Origin of the sequence: Azospirillum sp., from assembly GCF_035627195.1 — a bacterium.
In the GTDB taxonomy this organism is placed as follows: Bacteria; Pseudomonadota; Alphaproteobacteria; order Azospirillales; family Azospirillaceae; genus Azospirillum.
The window spans coordinates 18,651-42,953 of record NZ_DASPMG010000113.1; the positions used below are offsets into that span (position 1 = coordinate 18,651).

Annotated in this window: 12 protein-coding genes; 6 read left to right on the forward strand and 6 right to left on the reverse strand. The window is 70.3% G+C overall.

The genetic code is table 11. The annotated features are described in order from the left end of the window. The first annotated feature begins 265 nt into the window (after window positions 1-265). Both VED21_RS10275 and VED21_RS10280 read left to right on the forward strand, forming a co-directional pair. Window positions 266-8,464, forward strand: a complete 8,199-nt coding sequence (locus tag VED21_RS10275; RefSeq protein WP_324882251.1) for a hypothetical protein — start codon at window positions 266-268, stop codon at window positions 8,462-8,464. A 23-nt stretch (window positions 8,465-8,487) separates the two neighbouring features. After that, a complete protein-coding gene (locus tag VED21_RS10280) occupies window positions 8,488-10,503 on the forward strand; it encodes an O-linked N-acetylglucosamine transferase (protein ID WP_324882252.1) in 2,016 nt (671 codons plus the stop codon). Here VED21_RS10280 and VED21_RS10285 read toward each other — a convergent pair. The 5 genes from VED21_RS10285 to VED21_RS10305 all read right to left on the reverse strand — a co-directional run bounded on the left by VED21_RS10285 (window position 10,466) and on the right by VED21_RS10305 (window position 15,643). Next, a complete protein-coding gene (locus VED21_RS10285) occupies window positions 10,466-11,902 on the reverse strand; it encodes an efflux transporter outer membrane subunit (RefSeq protein ID WP_324882253.1) in 1,437 nt (478 codons plus the stop codon). The genes VED21_RS10280 and VED21_RS10285 overlap by 38 nt on opposite strands. Window positions 11,903-11,907: 5 nt before the next feature. Further along, on the reverse strand, window positions 11,908-13,857 hold the full coding sequence (locus VED21_RS10290) for a MacB family efflux pump subunit (RefSeq protein WP_324882254.1): 1,950 nt from the start codon (window positions 13,855-13,857) through the stop codon (window positions 11,908-11,910). Continuing rightward, the gene (locus tag VED21_RS10295) at window positions 13,854-15,026 is read right to left on the reverse strand and encodes an efflux RND transporter periplasmic adaptor subunit (protein ID WP_324882255.1); all 1,173 of its coding nucleotides are present in this window, start codon (window positions 15,024-15,026) and stop codon (window positions 13,854-13,856) included. Before VED21_RS10295 ends, VED21_RS10290 begins: the two co-directional genes overlap by 4 nt. A gap of 123 nt (window positions 15,027-15,149) precedes the next feature. After that, window positions 15,150-15,353: a DUF2892 domain-containing protein gene (locus tag VED21_RS10300; RefSeq protein WP_324882256.1), complete on the reverse strand. Its 204-nt coding sequence runs from the start codon at window positions 15,351-15,353 to the stop codon at window positions 15,150-15,152. Beyond that, window positions 15,350-15,643, reverse strand: a complete 294-nt coding sequence (locus VED21_RS10305; RefSeq protein ID WP_324882257.1) for a metalloregulator ArsR/SmtB family transcription factor — start codon at window positions 15,641-15,643, stop codon at window positions 15,350-15,352. Before VED21_RS10305 ends, VED21_RS10300 begins: the two co-directional genes overlap by 4 nt. A gap of 114 nt (window positions 15,644-15,757) precedes the next feature. On the opposite strand from VED21_RS10305, the gene VED21_RS10310 reads away from it, so the two are divergent. From VED21_RS10310 to VED21_RS10325, 4 genes are read left to right on the forward strand one after another with little or no spacing between them, the layout of a single operon-like run. Next, a complete protein-coding gene (locus VED21_RS10310; RefSeq protein WP_324882258.1) occupies window positions 15,758-16,807 on the forward strand; it encodes an efflux RND transporter periplasmic adaptor subunit in 1,050 nt (349 codons plus the stop codon). An 11-nt stretch (window positions 16,808-16,818) separates the two neighbouring features. Then, window positions 16,819-20,094, forward strand: a complete 3,276-nt coding sequence (locus VED21_RS10315; RefSeq protein ID WP_324882259.1) for an efflux RND transporter permease subunit — start codon at window positions 16,819-16,821, stop codon at window positions 20,092-20,094. Continuing rightward, window positions 20,091-22,121 carry a M3 family metallopeptidase gene (locus tag VED21_RS10320; RefSeq protein ID WP_324882260.1) on the forward strand — a complete coding sequence of 677 codons (2,031 nt, stop codon included), beginning with the start codon at window positions 20,091-20,093 and terminating at the stop codon, window positions 22,119-22,121. The genes VED21_RS10315 and VED21_RS10320 overlap by 4 nt, the downstream gene beginning before the upstream one ends. 32 nt (window positions 22,122-22,153) lie before the next feature. Continuing rightward, window positions 22,154-23,155 (forward strand): aldo/keto reductase, encoded by a 1,002-nt coding sequence (locus VED21_RS10325; protein WP_324882261.1) that lies wholly within the window; start codon window positions 22,154-22,156, stop codon window positions 23,153-23,155. A 23-nt stretch (window positions 23,156-23,178) separates the two neighbouring features. Here the strand turns inward: VED21_RS10325 and VED21_RS10330 are convergent. Beyond that, window positions 23,179-24,303: helicase-related protein (locus VED21_RS10330; RefSeq protein WP_324882262.1), on the reverse strand; the 1,125-nt coding region annotated here is incomplete at its 5' end.

A 24,303-nucleotide genomic window follows, 5' to 3' on the forward strand; every position in this document is an offset into this window, starting at 1 on the left:
GTCCACCGACCATGTCGACGATGTGACCTAACGGAAGACGCGAACGGCTTGCCGGTGGGCATGGCAAGAACAGAGCGCCGACCATGGGAATCAGGAACACCCATCAAGCTGGGACCACGACGTGCGCCGGATCCTTGTCCGCGTGCCGGCGCTGGTCGCGGCCTGAACCGATCGTCAAGGAAAACAGCCGGGCGGCACAGGCGCCGTGGCATGGCACTGCCATGGCCGCGCCTCCGTCCGCGGCATTCGCGGGAGGCACGTGGTCATGAGCATCAGCATCTCCTCCCTGTCGCCTTCGCAGTTCGCGCAGCTCTCGACCACCAACATCCGGTCCTTGAACAAGACCGACATCGGCTCGATCAGCACCTCGCAGATCGCGGCGATGACCCGGACGCAGCTTGCGGCGCTGACAACCACGCAGATGACGGCCCTGACGACGTCGCAGATCAGCATGATCAGCGCCGCCCAGATGGCCTTCAGCGGCTCCCAGCTCTCGATCCTGCTTGACGCGCAGATGGACGCGTTCGGCGTGGACGCAATCGCCGCGCTGACCACCAACCAGATCCGTGGATTGACCGCGGCGGACATCCGCGAACTCACCGACGCTCAGTTCCAGATCCTCTCGCCGGTCCAACTCGGGGCGCTGACGACCGCCCAGGTTCCTGGACTGACGACCACCGAACTGGGGCTTCTGACCACCACGCAGCTCAGCGGCATGACGTCGACCCAGATCGGCGCGCTGTCGGCCACGCAGCTGTCCGGCCTGTCTTCCACGCTCATCGCCGCCCTGACGACGACCCAGCTTGACGGCCTGACGGCGGGACAGCTTGCCGTGCTGAGAACCGATCAGTTCGCGGTCCTGTCGTCCACGCAGCTCGGCTCGCTGAACGCGACCCAGATCCGCGGAATGACCACGACGGCGGCCGCCGCCCTGACCGCCACACAGGCCTCCGGCCTGACGGCGGGGCATTTCGCCTCGCTGACCTCACCGCAGATCGCCGCCCTGACGACGGACATCATCCAGACGCTGGCGACCACCCAGGTGTCCGGCCTGACCTCAACAGGGGTCATGGCGCTGACCATGGAACAGCTCGCGGCACTGTCGCCGACGCAGATCGGCGCGCTGACCGTCGCCAGCATCCGCGGACTGAGCGTCACCGACATCGCCGACATGAGCGTAGCGCAGATGAGCGGCTTCGGCACCGCCCAGATCGCCGCGATGACGGCCACGCAGATTCGCAGCATGTCGGTGTCCGACATTGACAACCTGACGACCACGCAGATCGGCGCGCTGAACAGCGCGCAACTCGGGTCGCTCACCACCGACCAGTTCCTGGCGCTGACCACCGCGCAGCTGGCGGCGCTGACCACGCCCCAGCTTGCCGGACTCGCCGGGAGCCACCTGGAAGTCATCGCTGGCACCCAGCTCGCCGCACTGTCGCCGACACAGTTTTCGGCGCTCTCCCCCACGTCGTTGCGGGGGCTGACGGTGACCCACCTGGCGGCGCTGACCGCGACGCAGTTTGCCGCGATGACGTCCACCCAGCTGGCGTACATGACGCCGACCCAGTTCGAAAGCCTGTCGACGACGCAGATCTCGTCACTGACGACCACGCAGATCGGCGGCATGAACGTCAGCAAGCTGCGCGTGATGAGCAACCAGCAACTGGCGGCCCTGGCGCCGACCCAGCTCGGGGCGATCAGCAGGACCGCCATCGTGGACCTGACCGAAACGCAGATCGGCGCCCTCACCGTGACGCAGTTCAGCGGACTGCAGGCGACCCAGATCAACGCATTTACGCCGACGCAGATCTCCGGCCTGACCGGGGAGCAGGTTGCCGCGCTGACGACGACGCAGACCGCCGCGCTGACCCCGGCCCACCTTTCGAGGCTGTCGGCCGACCAAGTCGGCCAACTCGCTCCGACGGCCCTCGGAAGCCTGAACGCCACACAGATCAAGGCATTGAGCGGCACGTCGGTGGCAACCTTGAACGCCACGCAGATCGGCGGGCTGACGCCGACGCTGGTGTCGGCGTTGACCGCTACCCAGATGCGCGCGCTGACGAGTACCGGCCTTGAGGCGCTCAACACGTCGCAGTTGGCGGCCCTGTCGGCTGCGCACGTCGCTGCCTTGACGACATCCCAGGTCAGCGGGCTCAGCACGACGCTGATCGGCCGGCTAGGCGTTGCGCAGATCACCGGCCTGCGGTGGGATCACGTCGCGACGCTGGCCCTGGACCAAGTCGGCGCGCTGACCGCCACGCAGATGCGTGCGCTGACCACCACCGCCGTCGGCGGGCTCACGGCGGACCAGGTGGGGGCGTTGAGCGCCACCCAGCTCGGCGTGCTTTCGGCTGCGCAGATTGGCGCCCTGAGCGCCGCCGGCGCCCAGGGCTTGACGGGCACGCAGGTGTCGTCCCTGACCACCACTCAGCTTTCGGGGCTGAAGCCGGCACACCTCGCCGCCCTCTCCGCCGAAAGCATGGACGCGCTGGGGAGCACCCAGATCATCCGGTTGGACGTCACTCAGATCCGCGCGCTGAGCACAAGCAAGGTGGAAGCGCTGACCGTCACGCAGCTCGGCGCCCTCAGCTCAACGCAGCTGTCGTGGCTGACCGGCGCACAAATCGGCGCCTTGAGCGCCACGCAGATCCAGTCGCTCAGCACGACCCAGGTCAAGGGCTTGGCCACGAGCCAGATGTCGACCCTGTCGACCACCGGCATTTCCGCGCTGACGACGTCACAGATCGGCGTGCTGACCCGGACCCAGCTTGGCGCGCTGAACGCGGCCGGGGTCGCGGCGCTGACGAGCACGCAGGTTTCCGCCCTGGCGCCCACGCAGATGGCCGGGCTGACGGCCACGGCGATCAAGGGGCTGACCGACGAGCAGGTGGCGGCACTGACCACCGAACAGCTGCGGGGCCTGACCACACAGCAGGTCGCGGCTCTGAGCGCCGATACGGTGGACAGCCTGACGACGACCCAGATCTCGGGCCTGACTGACGAACAGACCCGGAGCCTGACGGCCGCCCAGTTCGCCGCGATGAGCGAAACCCAAGTCCGCGGGCTGACGGCAACCGACGTGGCGTCGCTGTCCACGACCCAGCTCCGAGGCATCACCGCGACGATGACCGCCGCGCTGACCGCCACCCAACTGGGCGCGTTGAATCCGACACAGATCACCGCCTTGTCCGGCGCCGGCATCAGCGGCCTGAGCGACACGCAGATCCAGGGTCTCACCACCACGCAGTTCCGCGCGCTTACGGCGACGCAGATCGGCGCACTGACCACCAGCCAGGTCGGCGGTCTGACGACGACGACACTGTCGATGTTGAGCACGACCCAGGTGACCGGGCTGCGGGATACACAGGTGGCCGCGCTGAGCGCCCCCCAGCTTGCCAGGTTGTCGACAGCGCAGCTGGCGTCGCTATCCGCCACCGGCGTGCGCGGGCTGACCGCGACGCAGATCGGCGATCTGGCCCGAACCCAATGGAACGCACTATCGTCCGGCCAGATCGCGGCCTTGAGCGCAAGTCAGATCGGCTCGCTGTCCTCGACCGACGTCGGCACACTGATGGTCACCCAGATCAAGGGGCTGACCGCGGCCCAGATGGGAGCCCTGTCCACCACGGGTGTTACCGGCCTGACCTCGACGCAGATGGCGGCGCTGAGCGCGACGCAGGTCTACGGACTTGGGGAAACCGGCATTCGGGCGCTGACGACGCAGCAGCTGGATCATCTGACCTGGACCCAGATGGCCGCGCTGACCGCGGTCGGTGTGCGGAGCCTGAATGAAACCCAGGTGGCGTCGCTGACCACCACGCAGATCAGCGGTCTCACCGCAACGCAGATGGCGCAGCTGTCGACCGAAGGGCTCGACGGGCTGACCGGCACGCAGGTTGCCGCCCTGACGGCCACGCAGGTCAGGGGACTGACCGCGACGGCGCTGGAGAGCCTGGAGGCGACCCAGCTCGGGGCCTTCACCGCGACGCAGATGGGCGTCCTGACGGCCACGGCGCTCCGTGGCCTGTCGGCCGAACAGGTGTCGTCCCTGACGACCACCCAGATCAGAGGCCTGACCGCAGCCCAACTTGGAAGTTTGGCCAACTCCCAGATCGCCGCCCTGACGACGACGGAAGTCGCAGCGCTGACGTCCACCCAGGTCAAGGGCCTGACGGCGGCCCAGTTCCAAGCCATGGACACGGCGCAACTCCAGGCCTTCACGACCACCGCGGTTTCAGCTCTGACGACCACCCAGCTGCGCAGCCTTCCCACGGCCGTGATGAGCAGTCTGACCGGCACCCAGATGGGCGCCTTGAGCACGACGCAGATGGCCTCGCTGGCCGCAACCGGAGTAAGCGGGCTGACAGCGACGCAGATGGCCGGCCTGAGCGCGACGCAGCTGGGTGCCTTCACGGCGGCCCAGATCGCCTCCCTGAGTACGACGCAGGCCAGCAGCCTGACGACGACGACGCTGGCGGCCCTTTCCACGGCCCAACTCGCCGGCTTCACAGCGACGCAGGTCGGCTCGTTCAGCACCGAGCAGATCGCCAGCCTGACGGCGACCCGCATCGCCGCCCTGTCGCCGGCGGCGATCACCGGACTGAACGAAACCCAGCTCGGCGCACTGGCCACCACCCAGCTTGCCGCCCTCACCACGGCGCAGGCGGCGGCCTTGACCGCCACTCAACTCGGCGGATTGACGTCCACGGGCGCCGCCGCGCTGACCGTTACGCAGACCCGTGCGCTGCGGACGACGCAGCTGGCCGCCCTCTCCGAAGAGGCTGTCGGCGCATTGACGACGGCCCAGCTCGGCGCGCTGGCCGCCACGCAAGTGTCGGCCCTGGCCGAAACCGGGGTGGCGGCGCTGACCGTCACACAGCTCGGCGCGCTGACCACCACGCAGATTGCTGCGATCTCCACGGGCTCGATCGACGGGCTTCGTGAAACGCAGCTCGCCGCACTGACCACCACACAGGTGCGCGGCCTGACGGCCGCCCAGCTCGGCGCGCTGTCGCCCGACGAGATCGACGGGCTGACCACGACGCAGATCACCTCGCTGTCGGCCGTACAGATCGGCGGATTGTCGGCGTCCGGCGTGGCGGCGCTGACGCCCGCCCAGCTCGGCGCCTTGAACCGGACGCAGATCGCGGCCCTGTCCACCGCCGCGGTCAAGGGGCTGGCGGACACCCAGCTAGCCGCCCTGGACGCCACGCAGTTCGGCGCGCTTACCTCGACCCAGATCAGCGCGCTCACCCCGGCTCAGGCCGCTGCCCTGACCACCACCGGCGTGGCGGCGCTGACCACCACGCAAGTGCGGGGGCTGACGGCAACCCAGGTCGGGGCGCTGGAATCCACCCAACTCGCCGCGCTGACCACCACCGCGATATCCTGGATGAACGTCACCCAGCTCGGCGGGCTGACGACGGCCCAGGTCGGTGCACTGGCCGCGACGCAGCTGTCCGTCCTTTCCGAGGCGCAGATGGCGGCCCTGTCCGGCGACGGCGTGGCCGGCCTGACGGACACGCAGATGGCAGGGCTGACCTCGACCCAGCTGCGGGCCCTGACGCCGACGCAAATCGGCGCGCTGACCACCACCCAGGTGAGCGGCCTGACGGCGACCCAGATGAACGCGCTGAGCACCACACAGCTCGGCGGACTGAGGGGAACGCAGATCGAGGCGCTGACGCCGGCCCAGCTCGGCGGGCTGTCGACGACGCAGATCGCGACGCTTTCGGCGAACGGCGTCAGCGGGCTGAGCGCCACCCAGCTCGGCGCGCTGGCCACCACCCAGCTTGCCGCCCTGACGCCGCAGCAGATCGCCGGTCTGCCAACCGACAGCGTCGGTGGGCTCAGCGCCGCGCAGATCGCGACGCTGAGCACCCTCCAGATCCGCGGCCTGACCGCGAGCCAGCTGGGCTCGCTGAACACCACGCAACTGGGCGCGCTGGGCACAGCCGACATGGCCGTACTGACCACCACCCAGCTCGGCGGGTTGAAGGACACGCAGGTTGAGGCGCTGACCGCCACGCAGATGGCCGCGCTGTCCGCCACGCAGATCGGCGGGATTTCCGCCAGCGGCATCGGGGGGCTCACGGCGGCGCAGGTCGCCGCCCTGACGGCCACGCAGCTGCGCGGCCTCACGGCGACGCAGATCGGCGCGCTGTCCGACATCGGGTTGCGCAGCCTGACGGCGGGGCAGATGGCGGCGCTGACCACCACCCAGATCAAAGGCTTGGCCGCCGACGACATCCGCGAGTTCAGCACGACGCAGCTCGCCGCCCTCTCGGCGACGCAGCTTGGCGCGCTCACCGCAACGGCGCTGGGCGGGCTGACCGACCCGCAGATCGCGGCGCTGACCACCACCCAGATGTCCGGGCTGGCAGCCGCGCAGATCGGTGCGCTGACCGATGACGCGGTGGACAGCCTGACGAACACGCAGCTCGCGGCGCTGACCGCCACGCAGTTGCGCAGCCTGACCGTCACGCAGCTCGGCGCCCTGACGACGGAGCAGATCGCCGGACTGGGCAGCACCTCGGTAGCGGCGTTGACCGCCACCCAGATGCGCGGCCTGACCGATGCGCAGGTCGGAGCGCTGTCCGCCACACAGCTCGGCTGGCTGACGGCGGCGCAAATCGGCGGCCTCTCCACCACGGCGGTGGAGAGCCTGAGCACGACCCAGATCGGCGCCTTGACCTCCTCCCAGGTGCGTGGCCTGACGGCGGCGCAGATCGGCGCGCTGGCCACGGAGCAGATCGCCGGGCTGACGGCCGACACGCTGGCCGCCTTCACGACGACTCAGCTTGGCGCGCTGGCGGTGACCGGCATCACGGCGCTTACGACGACTCAGGTCGCCGGCCTGACCACCACCGAACTGTCGGCACTCACGGCGACCCAGCTCGGCGGCCTCGCGGAGACGCAGATGGGCGGCCTGTCCACCACGCAGCTCCGTGCCCTGACGGCGAACCAGATGAGCGGACTGTCCACCTCGGCGCTCAATGGCCTGACCAACACCCAGTTTGCGGCGCTGACGACCACGCAGATGCGCGGGCTGACGGCGGCCCAGATGGCCGGGTTGTCCACCGCCCAGGTCGCCGGCTTGTCCACCACGGCCCTTTCGGCCCTCACCACGGTCCAGTTCGGCGGGCTGAGCGCTTCGGGTGTCGAGGCTCTGACACCTGCGCAGTTGGCGCAGCTCACCTCTACCCAGGTGGGCTGGCTGTCCACCACCGGCGTTGGCGGCCTGAGCGAGGATCAGATCGCGGCGTTGACGACCACGCAGCTGCGCGGCCTGACGGCGACGCAGATGGGTGCGCTGGCCACCACCCGCATCGACGCCCTGTCCACGACGCAGCTCGCCGTGCTGACCTCCACGCAGATGCGCGGCCTGACGGCGGCCCAGATGGGCGAGATGACCGCCACGCAGATCGCCGGCCTGCCCAATGCAGGGCTCGCAACGCTGACCAACACCCAACTCGGCGGCATTTCCACCACCGGCATGGCCGCGCTGACCACCACCCAACTCCAGAGCCTGACGACAACCCAGGTGTCGTCGCTCTCCATCACCGGCATCGGCGGCCTGAGCGAGACGCAGATCAGCGCGCTCAGCACCACGCAGTTGCGCAGCCTGACCACGGCGCAGATCGCGTCGATGACCGGAACCCAGATCGGCGGCTTGTCCACCACCGCCATCGCGGCGCTGACCACCACCCAGATGGGTGGCCTGAACGCCACCGGGACGGCCGCGCTGTCCACCAGCCAGCTCGCCGCCCTGACCGCGACACAGATCGCCGCCATGTCCGTCGCCGGCATCAGCGGTATGACCGGAACCGGGCTCGCCAGCCTAACGACGACGCAGATCGCCGGGTGGGCGGCGGCGCAGATCGGCGCGCTGTCGACCACCGGGATCGCCGGCCTGACCGCCGGGCAGATCGCTGCGCTGAGCACCACGCAGATCGGCGGCCTGCGGGCGACGCAACTTGCCGCGCTGACGGCGACGGAGATCGGCGCACTGTCGAACACCCAGATCGCCTCCCTCTCCACCACGCAGATCAACAGCCTTGGCCGCGTGCAGCTGCGCGCCTTCTCGACTTCGCAGATCGGCGCGCTGACCACCACGCAAATCAGCGCCATGTCGTCCACACAGCTGACCAACCTCGCCGTCACCGAATTGCAGGCGCTGAGCCTCACGCAGTTCGCGGCGCTGTCGGCCAGCCAGATCGGCACGCTGACCGTCACGCAGATCGCCGGCCTGACCCCGGCGGAGATCGGCGCGCTGAGCCCGGTCCAGCTGACCGGGCTGACGACCACGCAGGTGGCGTCGCTCACCGACACCAACATCGACGCGCTGACCGAAGCGCAGATCGGGGCGCTGGCGGCGACCCAGCTCGACGCCTTCACCGCGACGCAGATCGCCGGCATGACGCCGGAACAGGTGGTGGCCATCGAGGCCGCGCTGGCGTAAGAGGATCAAGGTAGGAACGGCGCATGAACAGCGACACCCTCTCGACGGCCATGCAGCGGGCGAAGGACCGCGATCTGAGCGTCATGGACCTGATCCGCGTCGCGGAGGAGGTCAAGGTGACGGCGGGGCCGGCCGCGGTCCTGGCGCTCTACGACGCCTGGATCCGGCACAACGGCGACCACCCGCTCCTCTACGCGGTGCTGTTCAACCACAGCGTCGTCCTGGCCGACGGCGGCGAACTGGACGCCGCGCGCGATTGCCTGGAACAGGCACTGAGCATCAACCCGGACTTCATGCCGGCCTACATCAATCTTGGTCGCGTCTGCGAACGGCTGGGGGACGCCGGCAAGGCGGTTCTCCAGTGGTCCGTCCTGGTGGACCGACTGGCGCCGGTGAACGGCAACGCCGTCACCCACAAAACGGCGGCACTCAACCAGATCGCCCGCGTGCTTGAGGAGAACCAGCAGGACGCCGGCGCCGAGGCGATGCTGCGCCAGACCCTGGACCTCGACCGCGAACAGCGGGAAGCCCTGCAGCACTACGTCGCGCTGCGCCAGCGCCAGTGCGAATGGCCGGTCATCCAGCCGTGGGAGCGGGTCAGCCGCGAGGCGCTGGTGGGCGGGATGTCGCCGCTGTCCATGGCCGCCTACGCCGACGATCCGATGCTGCAGCTCGCAGCAGCCTGGAACTACAACCTGCGCGACGTCGGCGCGCCGGGTGAGGGTCTGGTCACCTCCCACTGGGCGGCGCGGGAAGGGCGACGGGGCCGGCCGCTGCGCATCGGCTATCTGTCGTCGGACATGCGCGACCATGCGGTGGGGTATCTGACGGCCGAAATCTTCGAGCTGCACGACCGCACCGCGGTGGAACTGTTCGTCTACTACTGCGGCCCGGCGCCGGGCGGTCCCTTGCAGGAGCGGATAAAGGCCGCGGTCGACCACTGGGTGCCCATCAACGGCATGGACGACGCAGCCGCCGCCCGCCGCATCGCCGACGATGGCATCCAGATCCTCGTCGACCTCAACGGCTACACGCGCGACGGCCGGACCAAGCTTGTGGCGCGGCGGCCGGCTCCGGTCATCGTCAACTGGCTCGGCTTCCCCGGAACCATGGGCAGCCCTTACCATCACTACATCATCGCCGACGACTGGATCATTCCGCCGGAGGACGAGATCTACTATTCCGAGAGGGTCCTGCGCCTGCCCTGCTACCAGCCCAACGACCGGCAGCGCGCCGTGGCGCCGCAGGCGCCGTCGCGGGCCGACGTCGGGCTGCCCGCGGACGCGATGGTCTACTGCTGCTTTAACGGCCTGCACAAGCTGACCCGCACCACCTTCGAACGCTGGCTGACCATCCTGGAGCGTGTCCCGGACAGCGTGCTCTGGCTGCTGTCAGGGGCGGACACGGCCCAGGACCGGCTGCGCGCGCTCGCGGCGCAGCGCGGCATCGCGCCGGAGCGGCTGATCTTCGCCGACAAGATGGCCAACGCCCAACATCTGGCGCGTTATCCGCTGGCCGACCTCTTCCTCGACACCACGCCCTATGGGGCGCATACCACGGCTTCGGACGCGCTGTGGATGGGCGTGCCGATGCTGACGCTCAGCGGGCGCTCCTTTGCGTCCCGCGTCTGCGGCAGCCTCGTGCGCAGCGCCGGCTTGCCGGAACTGGTGTGCGCATCGCCCGAGGAATACGTCGACCGCGCCGTGGCGCTGGGCCGTGACCGGACACGGCTGAGCGGCTACCGGGAGACGCTGGCGGTGCGGCGGGATACCTGCACCCTCTTCGACACACCGATGCTGGTGCGCCGGCTGGAGGAGTTGTTCGGCCGGATGTGGGACGACCTGGAGCAGGGCCGCCTGCCGCGACCCGACCTGACGAACCTGGACGTCTATCTGGAGGTCGGTATCCAGCACGACCACGAGGAGACGGACGTCCAGTCGGTCAAGGACTACCGCGCGTGGTGGACCGGCAAACTGGCCCGCCGTCACGCCTACCGGCCGATCACCCCGGACGCGCGGCTGTGGACGGCGGCGGACTGACCTCCGGAACCCGCCCGTCCCAACCGCCACCCAGCGCCTTGTACAGGCTGACCTGCGCGTTGAAGCGCGCCAGCGTCGCCTGCACCACCGCGTCGTTCGCCTGGAACACGGTGCGCTGCGCGTCCAGCACGTTGAGGAATGGCACCGTACCGGTGCGGAAGCGCGCGTTGACGATGCGCAGCGCCTCGGCCGCCTGCTCCTGCGCCTCGCGGGCGAAGCGACGCTGCCCCTCCGTGTTGGTGGTGGCGCTCAGCGCGTCCTCGGTGTCGCGCAGCGCGGTCAGGACGGTGGCGTGGTAGGCCTGCGCCACCTCGCGTGCCCGCGCGGCGGCTTGGTCCTCCTGCGCCTCCAGCCGGCCGCCCTCGAACAGCGGCGCCGCCAGCGAGGCGGCGGCGTTGTACAGCACGCTGGCCGGGTTCAGCAGGTCGCCCAGCGCCGCACTCTGCACGCCGCCCCGGGCGGTCAGGCTCAGCGATGGGAAGCGCGCCGCGCGCGCGGCGGCGCGGTCGGCGGCGGCGGCGCGCAGGTCCGCTTCCGCCGCACGCACATCGGGACGGCGGGTCAGCAGCTCCGACGGCAGGCCGGCGGTGACCGGCGCCAGCGTCAACTCGTCGAGCGACCGGCTGCGCACCGCGAAGCCCTGCGGGGCGCGCCCCAGCAGCACCGCCAGCGCGTCCAGCGACTGCCGCTCGGCCTGTTGCAGGCTGGTGACGCTGGCGCGCTGGCTGGCGACGCTGCTGCGCTGCTGCGCCAGTTCCAGGTCGGACGCGAGGCCAATCTGCACCTGCCGCTCCAGCAGCGCCAGCACCTCCTCCGCGATGCGCAGCGTCTCGCCCGCCAGCCGCAGCCGGTCGCGCGCCGACAGCAGCTGGAAGAAGGTGGCCGCCACGTCGGCGCGCAGCGTCAGCGCCACCGCCTCCAGGTCGTAGGCGTTGGCCTCCAGCCGTGAGCGCGCCGCCGACGCAGTCGCCGCATTGCGCCCGAACAGGTCGACCTCGTAGCCGACCTGCAGGGTGCCCTGGTAGCTCGACGCGACGGAGGCGCCGCGCCCCGGCGCGTTCGGCGCCCAGCTGCGGCTGGTACCGCCCGACGCGCCCAGCGTCGGGAGCAGCGCCGCGGCCGCCGCGCGGGCCGCCGCCTCCGCCTGCTCGATGCGGGCGACGGCGGCGGCGAGGTCGCGGTTGTTGGCCTCGGCCTCCGCGATGAGCGCGTTCAGCTCGGCGTTGCCGAAGCCCTGCCACCACGTGGCGTCCGGCCATTGCCCGGCGCCAGCAGTCGGCGTGTCCCAGGCGGCGGGCAACGCGGCGCGCGGCGGCTCCGCAACCGGGTTCAGCACGCAGGCCGACAGCAGCAGGGCGCCCGTGGCGAGCACGGCGAAGGGAGGTATCGTCCTGGTCATGGTCCTCATTCCGATGCGAGCGCCACGACCGGATCCAGGTCGGCGGCCTTGCGGGCCGGCAGGTAGCCGAAGAGAAGCCCGGTGGCGAAGGCGCAGCCGAAGGCCAGCGCCACCGGCCCCGGCGTCACCAGCACCGGCCGGCCGAAGGCGGCGAAGGCCCAGGTGGCGCCTAAGCCCACGCCCACGCCGATCGCCCCGCCCAGCGTGCAGATGGCCAGCGCCTCGCCGTTGAACTGCAAGAGGATGTTGATGCGCCGCGCCCCCGTGGCCATGCGCACGCCGATCTCGCGCGTGCGCTCGGTCACGCTGACCAGCATGATGTTCATCACGCCGATGCCGCCCACCAGCAGCGAGATGGCGGCGATGGAGCCCAGCAGCAGCGTCAGCGTGTTCTGCGTCTCCGTCGCCGTCTGCAGGATGGAGGCCATGTTACGGATCTGGAAATCCTCCGCCTGATGCCGCGCCATCAGCAACTGGCGGATCGCCTCCTCCGTGTCCTCGATGGCGTCGACGTCGGCGACCTGCACGGTGATGGAGCGAACGTAGCGCTGGCCGAACAGCCGCAGGCTGCCCGTCGTCAACGGCACGTAGGCCACGTCGTCCATGTCCGACCCCATGGGGGACGCCCCCTTGGCCGCCATTGAGCCGATCACCTGGAACGGGATGTTGTTGACCAGCACGTAGCTGCCCACCGGGTCCTCGCTCGGCGCGTACAGCGCCTTCACCGCCGTCTGGCCCAGCACGGCGACGGGGGCGTAGGTCTTCACGTCCCCCTCCTCGAAGAACAGCCCCGAGGCCACCGGCCAGTCGCGCGCCTTCGGGAAGTCCGCGCTGGTGGCGTTGACGGAGGTGGTGTAGTCCCGCCCGCCCCGGCGCAGCGTGGCGTTGCCCGGATACTCCGGCACGGCGGCGGCGATGTTGGGCAGTTCCGCGATCGCCTCGGCGTCCGCCGCGACCAGCGTGGCGGTGACGCCGCCGGACGGCCGGATGTTCGGCGCGCCGGGGCGGATCAGCAGCAGGTTGGTGCCCATGGACGTGATGCGGCTCAGCACCTCCTGCTGCGCGCCGTTGCCGATCGCCAGCATGGCCACCACCGACGCCACGCCGATGATGATGCCTAGCAGCGTCAGCAGCGTGCGCATCAGGTTGTTGCGCAACGCGTGCAGCGCCATGCGCCCGGCCTCCGCCACGTCGCCGGCCGTCACCGCCATGCCGTTGCCGGCCGCGTGCGGCGCCTGCGGCGCGACGGCCGGCTCCGGCCCGGCGTCAGGCTGCACGGTGTCGGAGACGATCAGCCCGTCCTTGATCTCCACGATGCGCCGGGCCTGCCGGGCCACGGCGGCGTCGTGGGTGATCAGCAGCACCGTGTGCCCGCGCTCGTTCAACTCGCGCAGCAGGCGCATCACCTCCTCGCCGCTATGGCTGTCGAGCGCGCCGGTCGGCTCGTCGGCCAGGATGATGGCGCCGCCGTTCATCAGCGCCCGCGCGATGGACACGCGCTGCTGCTGCCCGCCCGACAGCTGCGAGGGGCGGTGGTCCAGCCGCTCCCCCAGGCCCAGCATGGTCAGCAGTTCCCGCGCGCGGGTCCGCCGGGCATCCTGCGGCATGCGGGCGTAGACCGCCGGCATCTCCACGTTCTCGCTCGCCGTCGACGTGGTCAGCAGGTTGTACTGCTGGAAGATGAAGCCGAAGCGCTCGCGCCGCAGCACCGCGCGGCGGTCGGCGTCCAGGCCCGTCACCTCCTCCCCGTCCACGCGGTAGCTGCCGCCGCTCGGCCGGTCCAGAAGGCCGATCAGGTTCATCAGCGTCGACTTGCCGGAGCCCGAGGCACCCATGATGGCGACGAACTCGCCCGCCCGGATGTCCAGCGAGATGCCGTGCAGCACCGGCACCTCGACGTCCCCGCGCCGGAACGCCTTGGTGACGTCGCGCAGTGAAATCTGAGGTTCGGTCATAGGCGCGGCGTCCGCGCCATGCCCGGCGGGCCGCCGGGGGGACCGCCCTGCGGGCCGCCGGCGTTGCGCGCGTTGGTGCTCGGCGCCGGCGTCTCCAGCACCACCTGATCGCCGGGCTGGAGGCCCTTGCGCACCTCGGCCGACACGCGGTTGCTGACGCCGATCTCCACTTGGCGTTCCACCGGCGCGCCGTTCTCCAGCACGCGCGCGGTGTACTGGCCACGGCTGCGCGGCACCGGGCGCAGTGCGGCCATCGGCACCACCGGCACGTTGCGCGCCTGGGCGGCCACGAAGAACACGTGCGCGCTCATCTGCGGCAGCAGCTCGTGCCCCGGGTTCGGCACGTCGAACAGCGAGGCGAAGAGCACCACGTTGTTGACCACCTCCGGCGTGGGCAGTATCTGGCGCAGCGTGCCGGTGCGCCGCCGGTCGGGCTGGCCCAGTGTGGTGAAGTGCGCGGGCATGCCCAGCTTCAGCTTGGGCACGTCGGCCTCCGACACCTGCGTGCGCACCGTCATGGTGTCCAGTTCGGCGATGCGCAGGATGATGGGCGCCTGCTGGTTGGCGTTCAGCGTCTGGCCCAGGCGCGCGGTGATGTCCACCACCGTGCCGGCGATGGGCGCGTAGATCTTGGTGTAGCTGAGGTTGGCCTGGTCGCCCTTCAGCGTCGATTCCGTCTGCTTGATCTGCGCCTCGATGGCGGCGATCTGGGCGGCGGCCGACTTGCGCCCGGCGTCGGCGCTGTCGAAGGCGTCCTGGCTGGTGGCGCGTTCGGCCAGCAGGCGGCGCTGGCGGTCGAACTGCTTTTCCGCCAGCGCCAACTGCACCTGCCGGTCCTGCAGCTGGGCGCGCAGGTTCATCAGCTGCGCCTCGTCGGCGGCGACGCGCGCCTCGTACACGGTGGGGTCGATCTGCGCCAGCAGCTGCCCCTGCTCCACCTTGGCGCCGAAGTCCACGTGGATGGCCTTCAGCTGCCCGGACACCTGCGTGCCGACGTCCACGTAGGTGCGCGCCTGCAGCGTGCCCACCGCCGACACGGTGTCCTCGATGTTGCCCAGCACCACCGCGTGGGTGCGGAACGTGGGGCCGGTGCTGGCGTTGGCGCCCCACAGCCACCAGCCGAGCGCGGCCAGGGCCACCGGGACCGCGATGAGGAGCAAGCGTTTCACGAAGGCGTCCGTCTGCGAATGCGAATCATTAACGCTTTCAAGCCACGCCTGCGCATGAAACGCAAGCGCCGCTTTGTTTCAGAGTGTAACGCTTCGCAGACGGTCGATTCTTCGCGTGTCCTGTCAGCTGAAGGCGACGCCGGGGCGCGCGCCCAGCTTCTTCAGGATGATCGCCAGCGGGCAGAAGCCTGTGAAGGCCGCCTGGAACATGTTGGCGCCGACGAAGGCGGTCAGCCACACCCACTGCGGGCCGTGCCACTGCGTCAGCGCCAGGCTGACCAGGATCACGGTACCGGCGAAGGCCATCACGATGCGGTCGATGCTCATGTCGAACTCTCCTCTGTCGCGTCTCGGGGGATGAAGGGAAGCGATTCGCCGCAGTACAGGCCGGCCAGGACGTTGATGACCGCCGCCGCCTCGGCGCTGCACAGCGAATAGAACACGGTCTGCGACCGCCGCCGGGTCTTCACCAGCCGGTCCGCACGCAGCTTCGCCAGATGCTGCGACAGGGCCGACTGGCTCAATCCCACGGCGTCCGCGAGCTGACCGACGCACATCTCTCCCCGGCCGAGATGGCAGAGGATCGAGAGCCGGCGCTCGTTGGCCAGCGCCTTCATCAGGCGGGCCGCGGGCCGGACGTGTCGGTCGCCCGGTACATTCGTTGACACTAAATTAGAAAATACTAAATAATAGGTCAAGCGACAAACGCACCCTCCCCCGCGAGATCGCCAATGCTCCTGCGAACCGCTCCTCTTGCCCTGGCCGCCGCCCTGCTGGCCTTCGCGCCTCTCACCCCGGCCGCCGCCCAGCCGGCCCGTCCCGAGACCGCCGACCGGCTGACCGTGCAGCCCCGCCCGGTCGAGGACCTGAAGGCCGTGTACGCCACGGTGGAGAGCGTGCACGAAACGGTGGCCCGCACGCGCATCGGCGGCACGCTGGCGCAACTCGCGGTGAAGGAGGGTGACACCGTGACCGCGGGGCAAGCCGTGGCGTCCGTGCGCGACCCCAAGCTGCCGCTCCAGCTGGCGGCCCTCGACGCCCGCATCCAGGCGCTGCTGGCACAGCAGCGTCAGGCGGAACTGGAGCTGGACCGCGCCCGCCAGCTGCGCGCCAGCGGCACCGGCACCCAGCAGCGCCTGGACGACGCGCAGGCGGCGCTGGACGTCGCCCGCGCCCAGATCGCCGCCATGAAGGCCGAACGCGCGGTGGTCGAACAGCAGGAGCGCGAGGGCGAGGTGCTGGCCCCCGCCAACGGCCGCATCCTCCAGGTGAAGGCGGTGGACGGCGCGGTCGTGCAGCCGGGCGAGCCGGTGGCGACCTTGGCGACCGAGACCTACGTGCTGCGCCTGCACCTGCCCGAACGCCACGCCCGCTTCCTGCGCGAGGGCGACCCGGTGCTGGTGGGAGAGCGCGGCCTCGCCCCGGCCGGCGCCCCCACCAATGCGCCCGAGGCGCTGAAGCACGGCGCCGTCCGGCTGGTCTATCCGGAGCTGTCGCTGGGCCGCGTGGTGGCCGACGCCACCGTCACCGGCCTGGGCGACTTCTTCGTGGGCGAGCGGGTGCGCGTGTACGTCGCCACCGGCACGCGCATGGCGGTGGTCGTGCCACCGGCCTACCTGATCCGCCGCTTCGGCGCCGACTTCGTGCGGCTTGCCGACGGGGCCGAGGCACCGGTCCAGGTGGGCGGCGCCATCCCGGCCATCGCCGACCAGCCGGGCGGGCTGGAGATCCTGTCCGGCCTCAAGCCCGGCGACGTCATCGTGCGGCCGACCGGCGCATAAGGGGGCGTGTGATGAACCTCGGCATCTCCGGGCACCTGACGCGGACTTTCATCCGCTCACCCCTCACGCCGCTCCTGCTGCTGGCCGCCATCGTCGTCGGCACCGTGGCGCTCCTGTCGCTGGCGCGGGAGGAGGAGCCGCAGATCAGCGTGCCCATGGTCGACATTCTCGTGCGCGCCGACGGGCTGAAGGCCGGCGACGCGGTGGAACTGGTCACCAAGCCGCTGGAGGAAATCGTCAAGGGCATCGACGGTGTCGAGCACACCTACAGCCAGACGCAGGACGACCAGGCGGTGGTCACCGCCCGCTTCCTGGTCGGCACCGATGCCGACGACGCCATCCTGCGCGTGCACGAGAAGGTGCGCGCCAACATGGGCCGCATCCCGCTGGGCATCCCGGAGCCGCTGATCGTCGGCCGCGGCATCAACGACGTGGCGATCCTGACGCTAACCCTGGCGCCGAAGCCGGAGGCCGCCGAGCGCTGGACCGACAACGCGCTGCACGCGGTGGCCGACGAGCTGCTGGCTCGCATCGTGCCGGTGGAGGACGTGGGTCTCGCCTACCTCGTCGGCGGCCGGCCCGACCAGATCCGCGTGGAGCCGGCCCCGGAGCGGCTGGCGCTGTACGGCGTCACGCTGAACCAACTGGTCGAGAAGGTGAAGAACGCCAACCGCTCCTTCGTCGTCGGACAGGTGCGCTCGGCCGGCGGCAGCCTGCCGGTGGTCGCCGGGCAGACGCTGCAGGGAACGGCGGACATCGGCCTGCTGCTGGTCACCACGCGCGACGGCCGTCCGATCTATGTGAAGGACGTGGCGAACGTCGTGGTCGGCGCACGGCCCGACGAAAGCAAGGCGTGGCACCTTGTGCCGGACGGCAAAGGCGGGATGATCCGCGTACCGGCCGTGACGCTGGCCGTCGCCAAGCGCGCCGGTGCCAACGCCGTGACGATTTCCGAACGCGTGCTGGAGCGCGTGCACGCCATCGCCGCGCACGAGTTGCCCAAGGATCTGACCGTCACCGTCACCCGCGACTACGGCGAGACGGCGAACGAGAAGGCCAACGAGCTGCTGTTCCATCTGGCGCTGGCGACGGTGTCGATCGTCGTGCTGATCGTGCTGGCGATCGGCTGGCGGGAGGGGGTGGTGACGCTGATCGTCATCCCCACGACGATCCTGCTGACCATGTTCGCCTCCTGGCTGATGGGCTACACCATCAACCGCGTCAGCCTGTTCGCGCTGATCTTCTCCATCGGCATCCTGGTGGACGACGCCATCGTGGTGGTTGAGAACATCGACCGCCACTGGTCCATGAAGGACGGCCGCTCCAAGATCCAGGCGGCGATCGAGGCGGTGGCGGAGGTCGGCAACCCGACCATCGTCGCGACGCTGACGGTGATCGCGGCCCTCCTGCCGATGATGTTCGTGTCCGGCCTGATGGGCCCGTACATGAGCCCGATCCCGGCCAACGCCTCGGCCGCCATGCTGTTCAGCTTCTTCGTCGCCATGGTGCTGACGCCCTGGCTGATGGTGAAGCTGCGCCCCGGCGACGCCCCGGCGCATGGCGGCGGGCATGGGGGGCATGCTTCCGACGGCGGCAAGCTGGGCCGGGCCTACCTGTCGGTGGCACGGCCGGTGATCCGTTCGAAGCGCACGGCGTGGATCTTCCTGCTGGCCGTCGGCGTGGCGACGCTGGTCTCGACCGGCGCCTTCTACACCAAGGACGTCACGGTCAAGCTGCTGCCCTTCGACAACAAGTCGGAGCTGCAGGTCGTCGTCGGCCTGCCGCGCGGCGCCTCGCCGGAGGACACGGAACGCGTGCTGCTGTCGGCCGCCGCCAAGCTCGCCGACCTGCCGGAACTGGCCAGCGTGCAGGCCTACGCCGGCACCGCGTCGCCCTTCAACTTCAACGGTCTCGTGCGCCATTACTACCTGCGCAACCAGCCCGAACAGGGCGACTTGCAGGTCAATCTGGCGCCCAAGGAGGCTCGCGCCCGCGCCAGCCACGCCATCGCGCTGGACATCCGCGAGCGGCTGAAGGACCTGCCCGTGCCCACGGGCACCACCGTGAAGGTGGTCGAGGTGCCGCCCGGCCCGCCGGTGCTGTCCACCCTTCTCCTGGAGGTCTACGGCCCGGACACCGACACCCGCCGCACCACCGCGCGTCTGGTGGAGCAGGCGTTCCGCGGCGTCGACTTCGTCGTCGACGTGGACGGCACGGTGCGCGAGCCCGGCGAGCGGCTGCGCTTCGCCCTCGACCGCGAGAGCCTGGAGTTCCATGGCGTCGAGGAACAGGCGGTGTACGACACGCTCCAGTCCCTGGTGGGCGGCGTGCCGGTCGGCTATTCGCACCGCGGCGCCGGCCGCGCGCCGATCGAGATCGCCGTGCGCCTGCCGAAATCCGACCTTTTCCTGTCGGAGCGTATCCTCGCCACCCCCGTTCCCGGTGCCCGCGGCAACGTCGAGCTGGGCGATCTCGTGACCATGACGCGGGAGCCGGCGTCGTACTCGATCTTCCGCCGCAACGGGCGGCCGGCCGAGATGGTCATGGCCGACCTTGCCGGCCGGTACGAGGCGCCGGTCTACGGCATGCTGGCGGTGCAGGACCGGCTGGCCGCCATCGACTGGAAGGCGGCCGGCCTGCACGGCGCGCCCGAAGTCCTCCTGCACGGCCAGCCGGACGACCAGAGCGCGCCCAAGCTGCTGTGGGAGGGGGAGTGGGAGATCACCTACGTCACCTTCCGCGACATGGGTGCCGCGTTCGCGGTGGCGATCCTGGGCATTTACCTGCTGGTGGTCGGGCAGTTCGGCAGCTTCAAGCTGCCGCTGGTGATCCTGGTGCCGGTGCCGCTGACGCTGATCGGCATCGTGTTCGGCCACTGGCTGTTCGGGGCGGCGTTCACGGCGACGTCGATGATCGGCTTCATCGCCCTGGCCGGCATCATCGTGCGCAATTCGATCCTGCTGGTCGACTTCATCCGTCACCTGCGCGAACGCGGCCTGCCGCTGCGTCAGGCGGTGCTGGCGGCCGGCGCCATCCGCTTCAAGCCGATCCTGCTCACCGCCGTGGCGGCGATGATCGGCGCCGCCTTCATCCTGACAGACCCGATCTTCCAGGGTCTGGCGATCTCCATGCTGTTCGGCCTGCTGAGTTCCACGCTGCTGACCGTGCTGGTCATCCCGGCCATCTACGTGGTGCTGCGCGACAATGACCGACAGTCGAAGAAAGGGGCTGGGCAGCCGGTGCGGAACGCCCTAGATGCAAGGGACCCAATCCGAGAGCCCGCATGACCGACAATCCCTTCTTCGAGGCCTGGACCACCCCGTTCGGCCTTCCCCCCTTCGACCGCATCGCCCCCGAACACTTCCCGCCCGCCTTCGACCAGGGCATGGCCGAGCAGATCGCGGAGGTGGAGGCGATCACAGCCTCCACCGAACCGCCGACCTTCGCCAACACGGTGGAGGCGATGGAGCGCAGCGGCCGGCTGCTGACGCGGGTCAGCTCGGTGTTCTTCAACCTGAACTCCAGCAACACCAGCGACGCGCTGGAAGCCATCGCGCGCGACTACGCGCCGAAGCTGGCGCAGCATCACATGCGCATCGCGCTCGATCCCACGCTGTTCGCGCGCATCGCCGACCTTTTTGCCCGGCGCGACACGCTGGGCCTCGCCACCGACCAGATGCGCCTGATCGAGCGGATGCACCTGGACTTCATCCGCAGCGGCGCCGGCCTTGAGGCGGAAGCCAAGGCGCGCATGTCCGCCATCTCCGAACGGCTGGCGACGCTGCACACGCTGTTCAACCAGAACGTCCTGCACGACGAGAAGGAGTGGCACCTCGCGCTCGACGAGGGCGACCTGGACGGCCTGCCCGGCTTCGCGCGCGACGCGGCGGCCGGTGCCGCGCGCGAGCGCGGGCTGGAGGGGCGCTACGTCATCACCCTCTCGCGTTCCTCGGTCGAGCCGTTCCTCACCTTCTCCGCCCGCCGCGACCTGCGGCAGACGGTGTACGAGGCGTGGAACCGCCGAGGCACCAATCCTGGCGAGCACGACAACACGCCCCTGATCCGCGAGATCGTGGCGTTGCGCGCCGAGCAGGCGCGGCTGCTGGGCTACGCCACCTACGCCGACTACAAGCTCGACGACGCCATGGCGAAGACCACCGGGGCGGTGGAAAACCTGCTGCTGAAGGTGTGGGAACCGGCCAAGCGCAAGGCGGCGGCGGAACGTGACCTTTTGCAGGCCCAGGCCCGCGCCGAGGGGCTGAACGCCGCCATCGAGCCGTGGGACTGGCGCTACTACGCCGAAAAGGTCCGGCAGGCGGAGTACGACCTGGACGAAGCCGAAGTGAAGCCGTATTTCGTCCTGGACAACATGGTGCGCGCCGCCTTCGACACCGCCACGCGCCTGTTCGGCGTCACCTTCGCGGAGCGTGACGGCCTGCCCGTCTACCACCCCGACGTCCGCGTCTACGAGGTGCGGGACGCCGAGGGCGCCCACGTCGGCCTGTTCCTGCACGACAACTTCGCCCGCGCCGGCAAGCGCTCCGGCGCGTGGATGAGCAGCTACCGCGACCAGGAGAGCTTCGACGGCCCGGTCGCACCGATCATCGTGAACAACAGCAACTTCGCCAAGGGCAGCCCGACCCTGCTCAGCTTCGACGAGGCGGAGACCCTGTTCCACGAGTTCGGCCACGGCCTGCACGGCCTTCTCAGCAAGGTGCGCTACCCGTCGCAATCCGGCACGTCCGTGCGCCGCGATTTCGTCGAGTTTCCGTCGCAGGTGTACGAGCACTGGATGGCGGCGCCGGAGACGTTGCGCACCTACGCCGTCCACCACGAGACCGGCGAACCGATTCCGGAAGACCTGCTGAAGCGCCTGCTGGCCGCCCGCACCTTCAACCAGGGCTTCGCAACGGTGGAGTACACAGCCGCCGCCCTCCTCGACCTCGCCTTCCACACGCAGGAAAAGCCGGACGGCCTTGACGTCGCGGCGTTCGAGCGCGAGGTGCTGGGCCGCATCGGCGTGCCGGCGGAGATCGGCGTCCGCCACCGCCCGGCGCATTTCCAGCACCTGTTCGGTGGTAGCGGCTATGCCGCCGGCTATTACTGCTACCTGTGGGCGGAGGTGCTGGACGCCGACGGCTTCGAGGCGTTCAAGGAAGCTGGAAACGTCTTCGACCCGACGCTGTCGGCCGGCCTGAAGGCGATCTATTCCTCCGGCGACACCCGCGATCCCATGGACCTCTACGTCGCCTTCCGCGGCCGCGCGCCGGAGATCGAACCGCTGCTGAAGCACCGCGGGCTGGTGGACGCCTGACGTCCACGACGAAAACAAACGGGAGGAATGGCATGCATTACCGCAAGCTGGGCCGCAGCGGCGTCAAGGTGTCGCCGCTGTGCCTGGGCACCATGATGTTCGGCGGCCCGACAGACGAGCCGACGGCCGGCCGCATCATCGCGCACGCGGCCGAGGCCGGGATCAACTTCATCGACACCGCCGACGTCTACAACGAAGGCCGGTCGGAGGAGGTGGTCGGCCGCGCCATCCGCACGGAGCGCGAGCGCTGGATCCTCGCCACCAAGGTCGGCAACGCCATGGGCAAGGACCCGAACCGGCGCGGCCTGTCGCGCCGCTGGGTCACGCTGGCCTGCGAGGCGAGCCTGAAGCGCCTGGGCACCGACTGGATCGACCTCTACTACCTGCACCGCGAGGATCCCGACACCCCGCTGGAGGAGACGGTGGCGGCGCTGGGCGACCTGATCCGCGCCGGCAGAATCCGCGCCTTCGGCCTGTCCAACTTCCGCGCCTGGCGCATCGCCGAGGTCTGCCGGATCTGCGACGCGCTGGGCATCGACCGCCCAGTGGCCTGCCAGCCCTACTACAACGCCATGAACCGCATGCCGGAGGTCGAGGTGCTGCCCGCCTGCGGCCACTACGGCCTGGGCGTGGTTCCCTACAGCCCGCTGGCGCGCGGCGTACTGACCGGCAAGTACGCTCCGGGCGGCGAACCGCCGGCCGACACCCGCGCCGGCCGCAAGGACACCCGCATGATGAACACGGAATGGCGTGCCGAGAGCCTGGAGATCGCCCAGGTGATCAAGCGCCACGCGGAATCGCGCGGCATCACGCCCGGCCAGTTCGCGGTGGCGTGGGTGCTGAACAACCGCCTGATCACCGCCCCCATCGCTGGCCCGCGCACCGAGGAGCAGTGGCGCGACTACCTGGGCGCCCTCGATTACATTTTCACGGCGGAGGACGAAGCCCTGGTGAACGGCCTCGTCGCCACCGGCCATCCGTCCACGCCCGGCTACAACGACCCGCAGTACCCGATCGAGGGACGGGTGGTGTAGGCCGGTGCATGACATTGGGCCGCCTACCGCCTTCGCGGCCCGAACCTCTTCCTCGGCGCGCCTCGGAATCCTGCCTTCGGCGCCGGCTCCCGCCTCCGCGCCCGCGTGGCCAGCAGTTCCGACAGGCGCGCCCCCACCGCGTCACGCTTGGCGCGCACCAGGGTGCGATCGGGCAGCAGGTCGGGGAACTTGCGCGCCGCCCAGTGGTACAGGTCGCAGGCGCGCGACAGTTCCTCCAGCGCCTGGGCGTCCAGGGCGTCGATGCGCAGCGGCACCACGCGGCCGATGGGCAGCGGCTCGCCCGCCTCCACCGCGTCCAGGATGGCGGCCAGGATCCGCGCGTCGCCCGGCTCGTCCAGGTCGGCCGGCGCCAGCAGCAGGTCGAGCTTCGCCCCAAGCGTCAGCCGCCGCCCGTCCAGCAGCACCGCCAGCCGCCGCACGCGCGACAGGTCGCTGACGCGGTAGGGGGAATCCGCCGTGCGGGCGGCAGCGAAGCTGTCGACCAGCAGCGTGGCTTCCGCCGTCCCCACCTGCTCGGCCAGCCGCGCCAGCATGGCGCGCGTCGGGCGCACGGCCAGCGGCGCGTCGGGGCGAAGCCGGTGGTCGGCCTTGTCCAGCAGTTGCCGCAACGTCTGCGGCGTGCCGCGGGCGACGACGCCGAAGGCACCCTCGTCGTGCTTGCCGAAGCGCCCGGCGCGCCCGGCGATCTGCTTCACCTCCGTGGCGGTCAGCGCACGCACGGCGCTGCCGTCGAACTTCTCCAGCGCGGTGAACAGCACGCGCCGGCACGGCAGGTTCAGCCCCATGCCGATGGCGTCGGTCGCCACCACCACGTCCGCCTCGCCGGAGACGAAGCGCGCCGCCTCGCGCCGCCGCACCGCCGGGGCCAGCGCGCCGTACACCGTGGCGACCGACAGCCCGCGCGCCAGCAGCGTGTCGCGCACGCTCAGCACCTCGCGCCGGGAAAAGGCGATCAGCGCGTCGCCGGGCTCCACCTCCGGCCATTCCAGCCGGCGCTCCAGCAGGGTGAGCGGCGTCTTGCGCTCCAGTTCCACCACCTCCAGCGGTTCGCCCAGGTGCGCGGCGGCGCGTTCGACCAGCGGCCGGGCCTCGGGCGCGCCCAGGATGTAGACCGCGCGCGCCGGGGC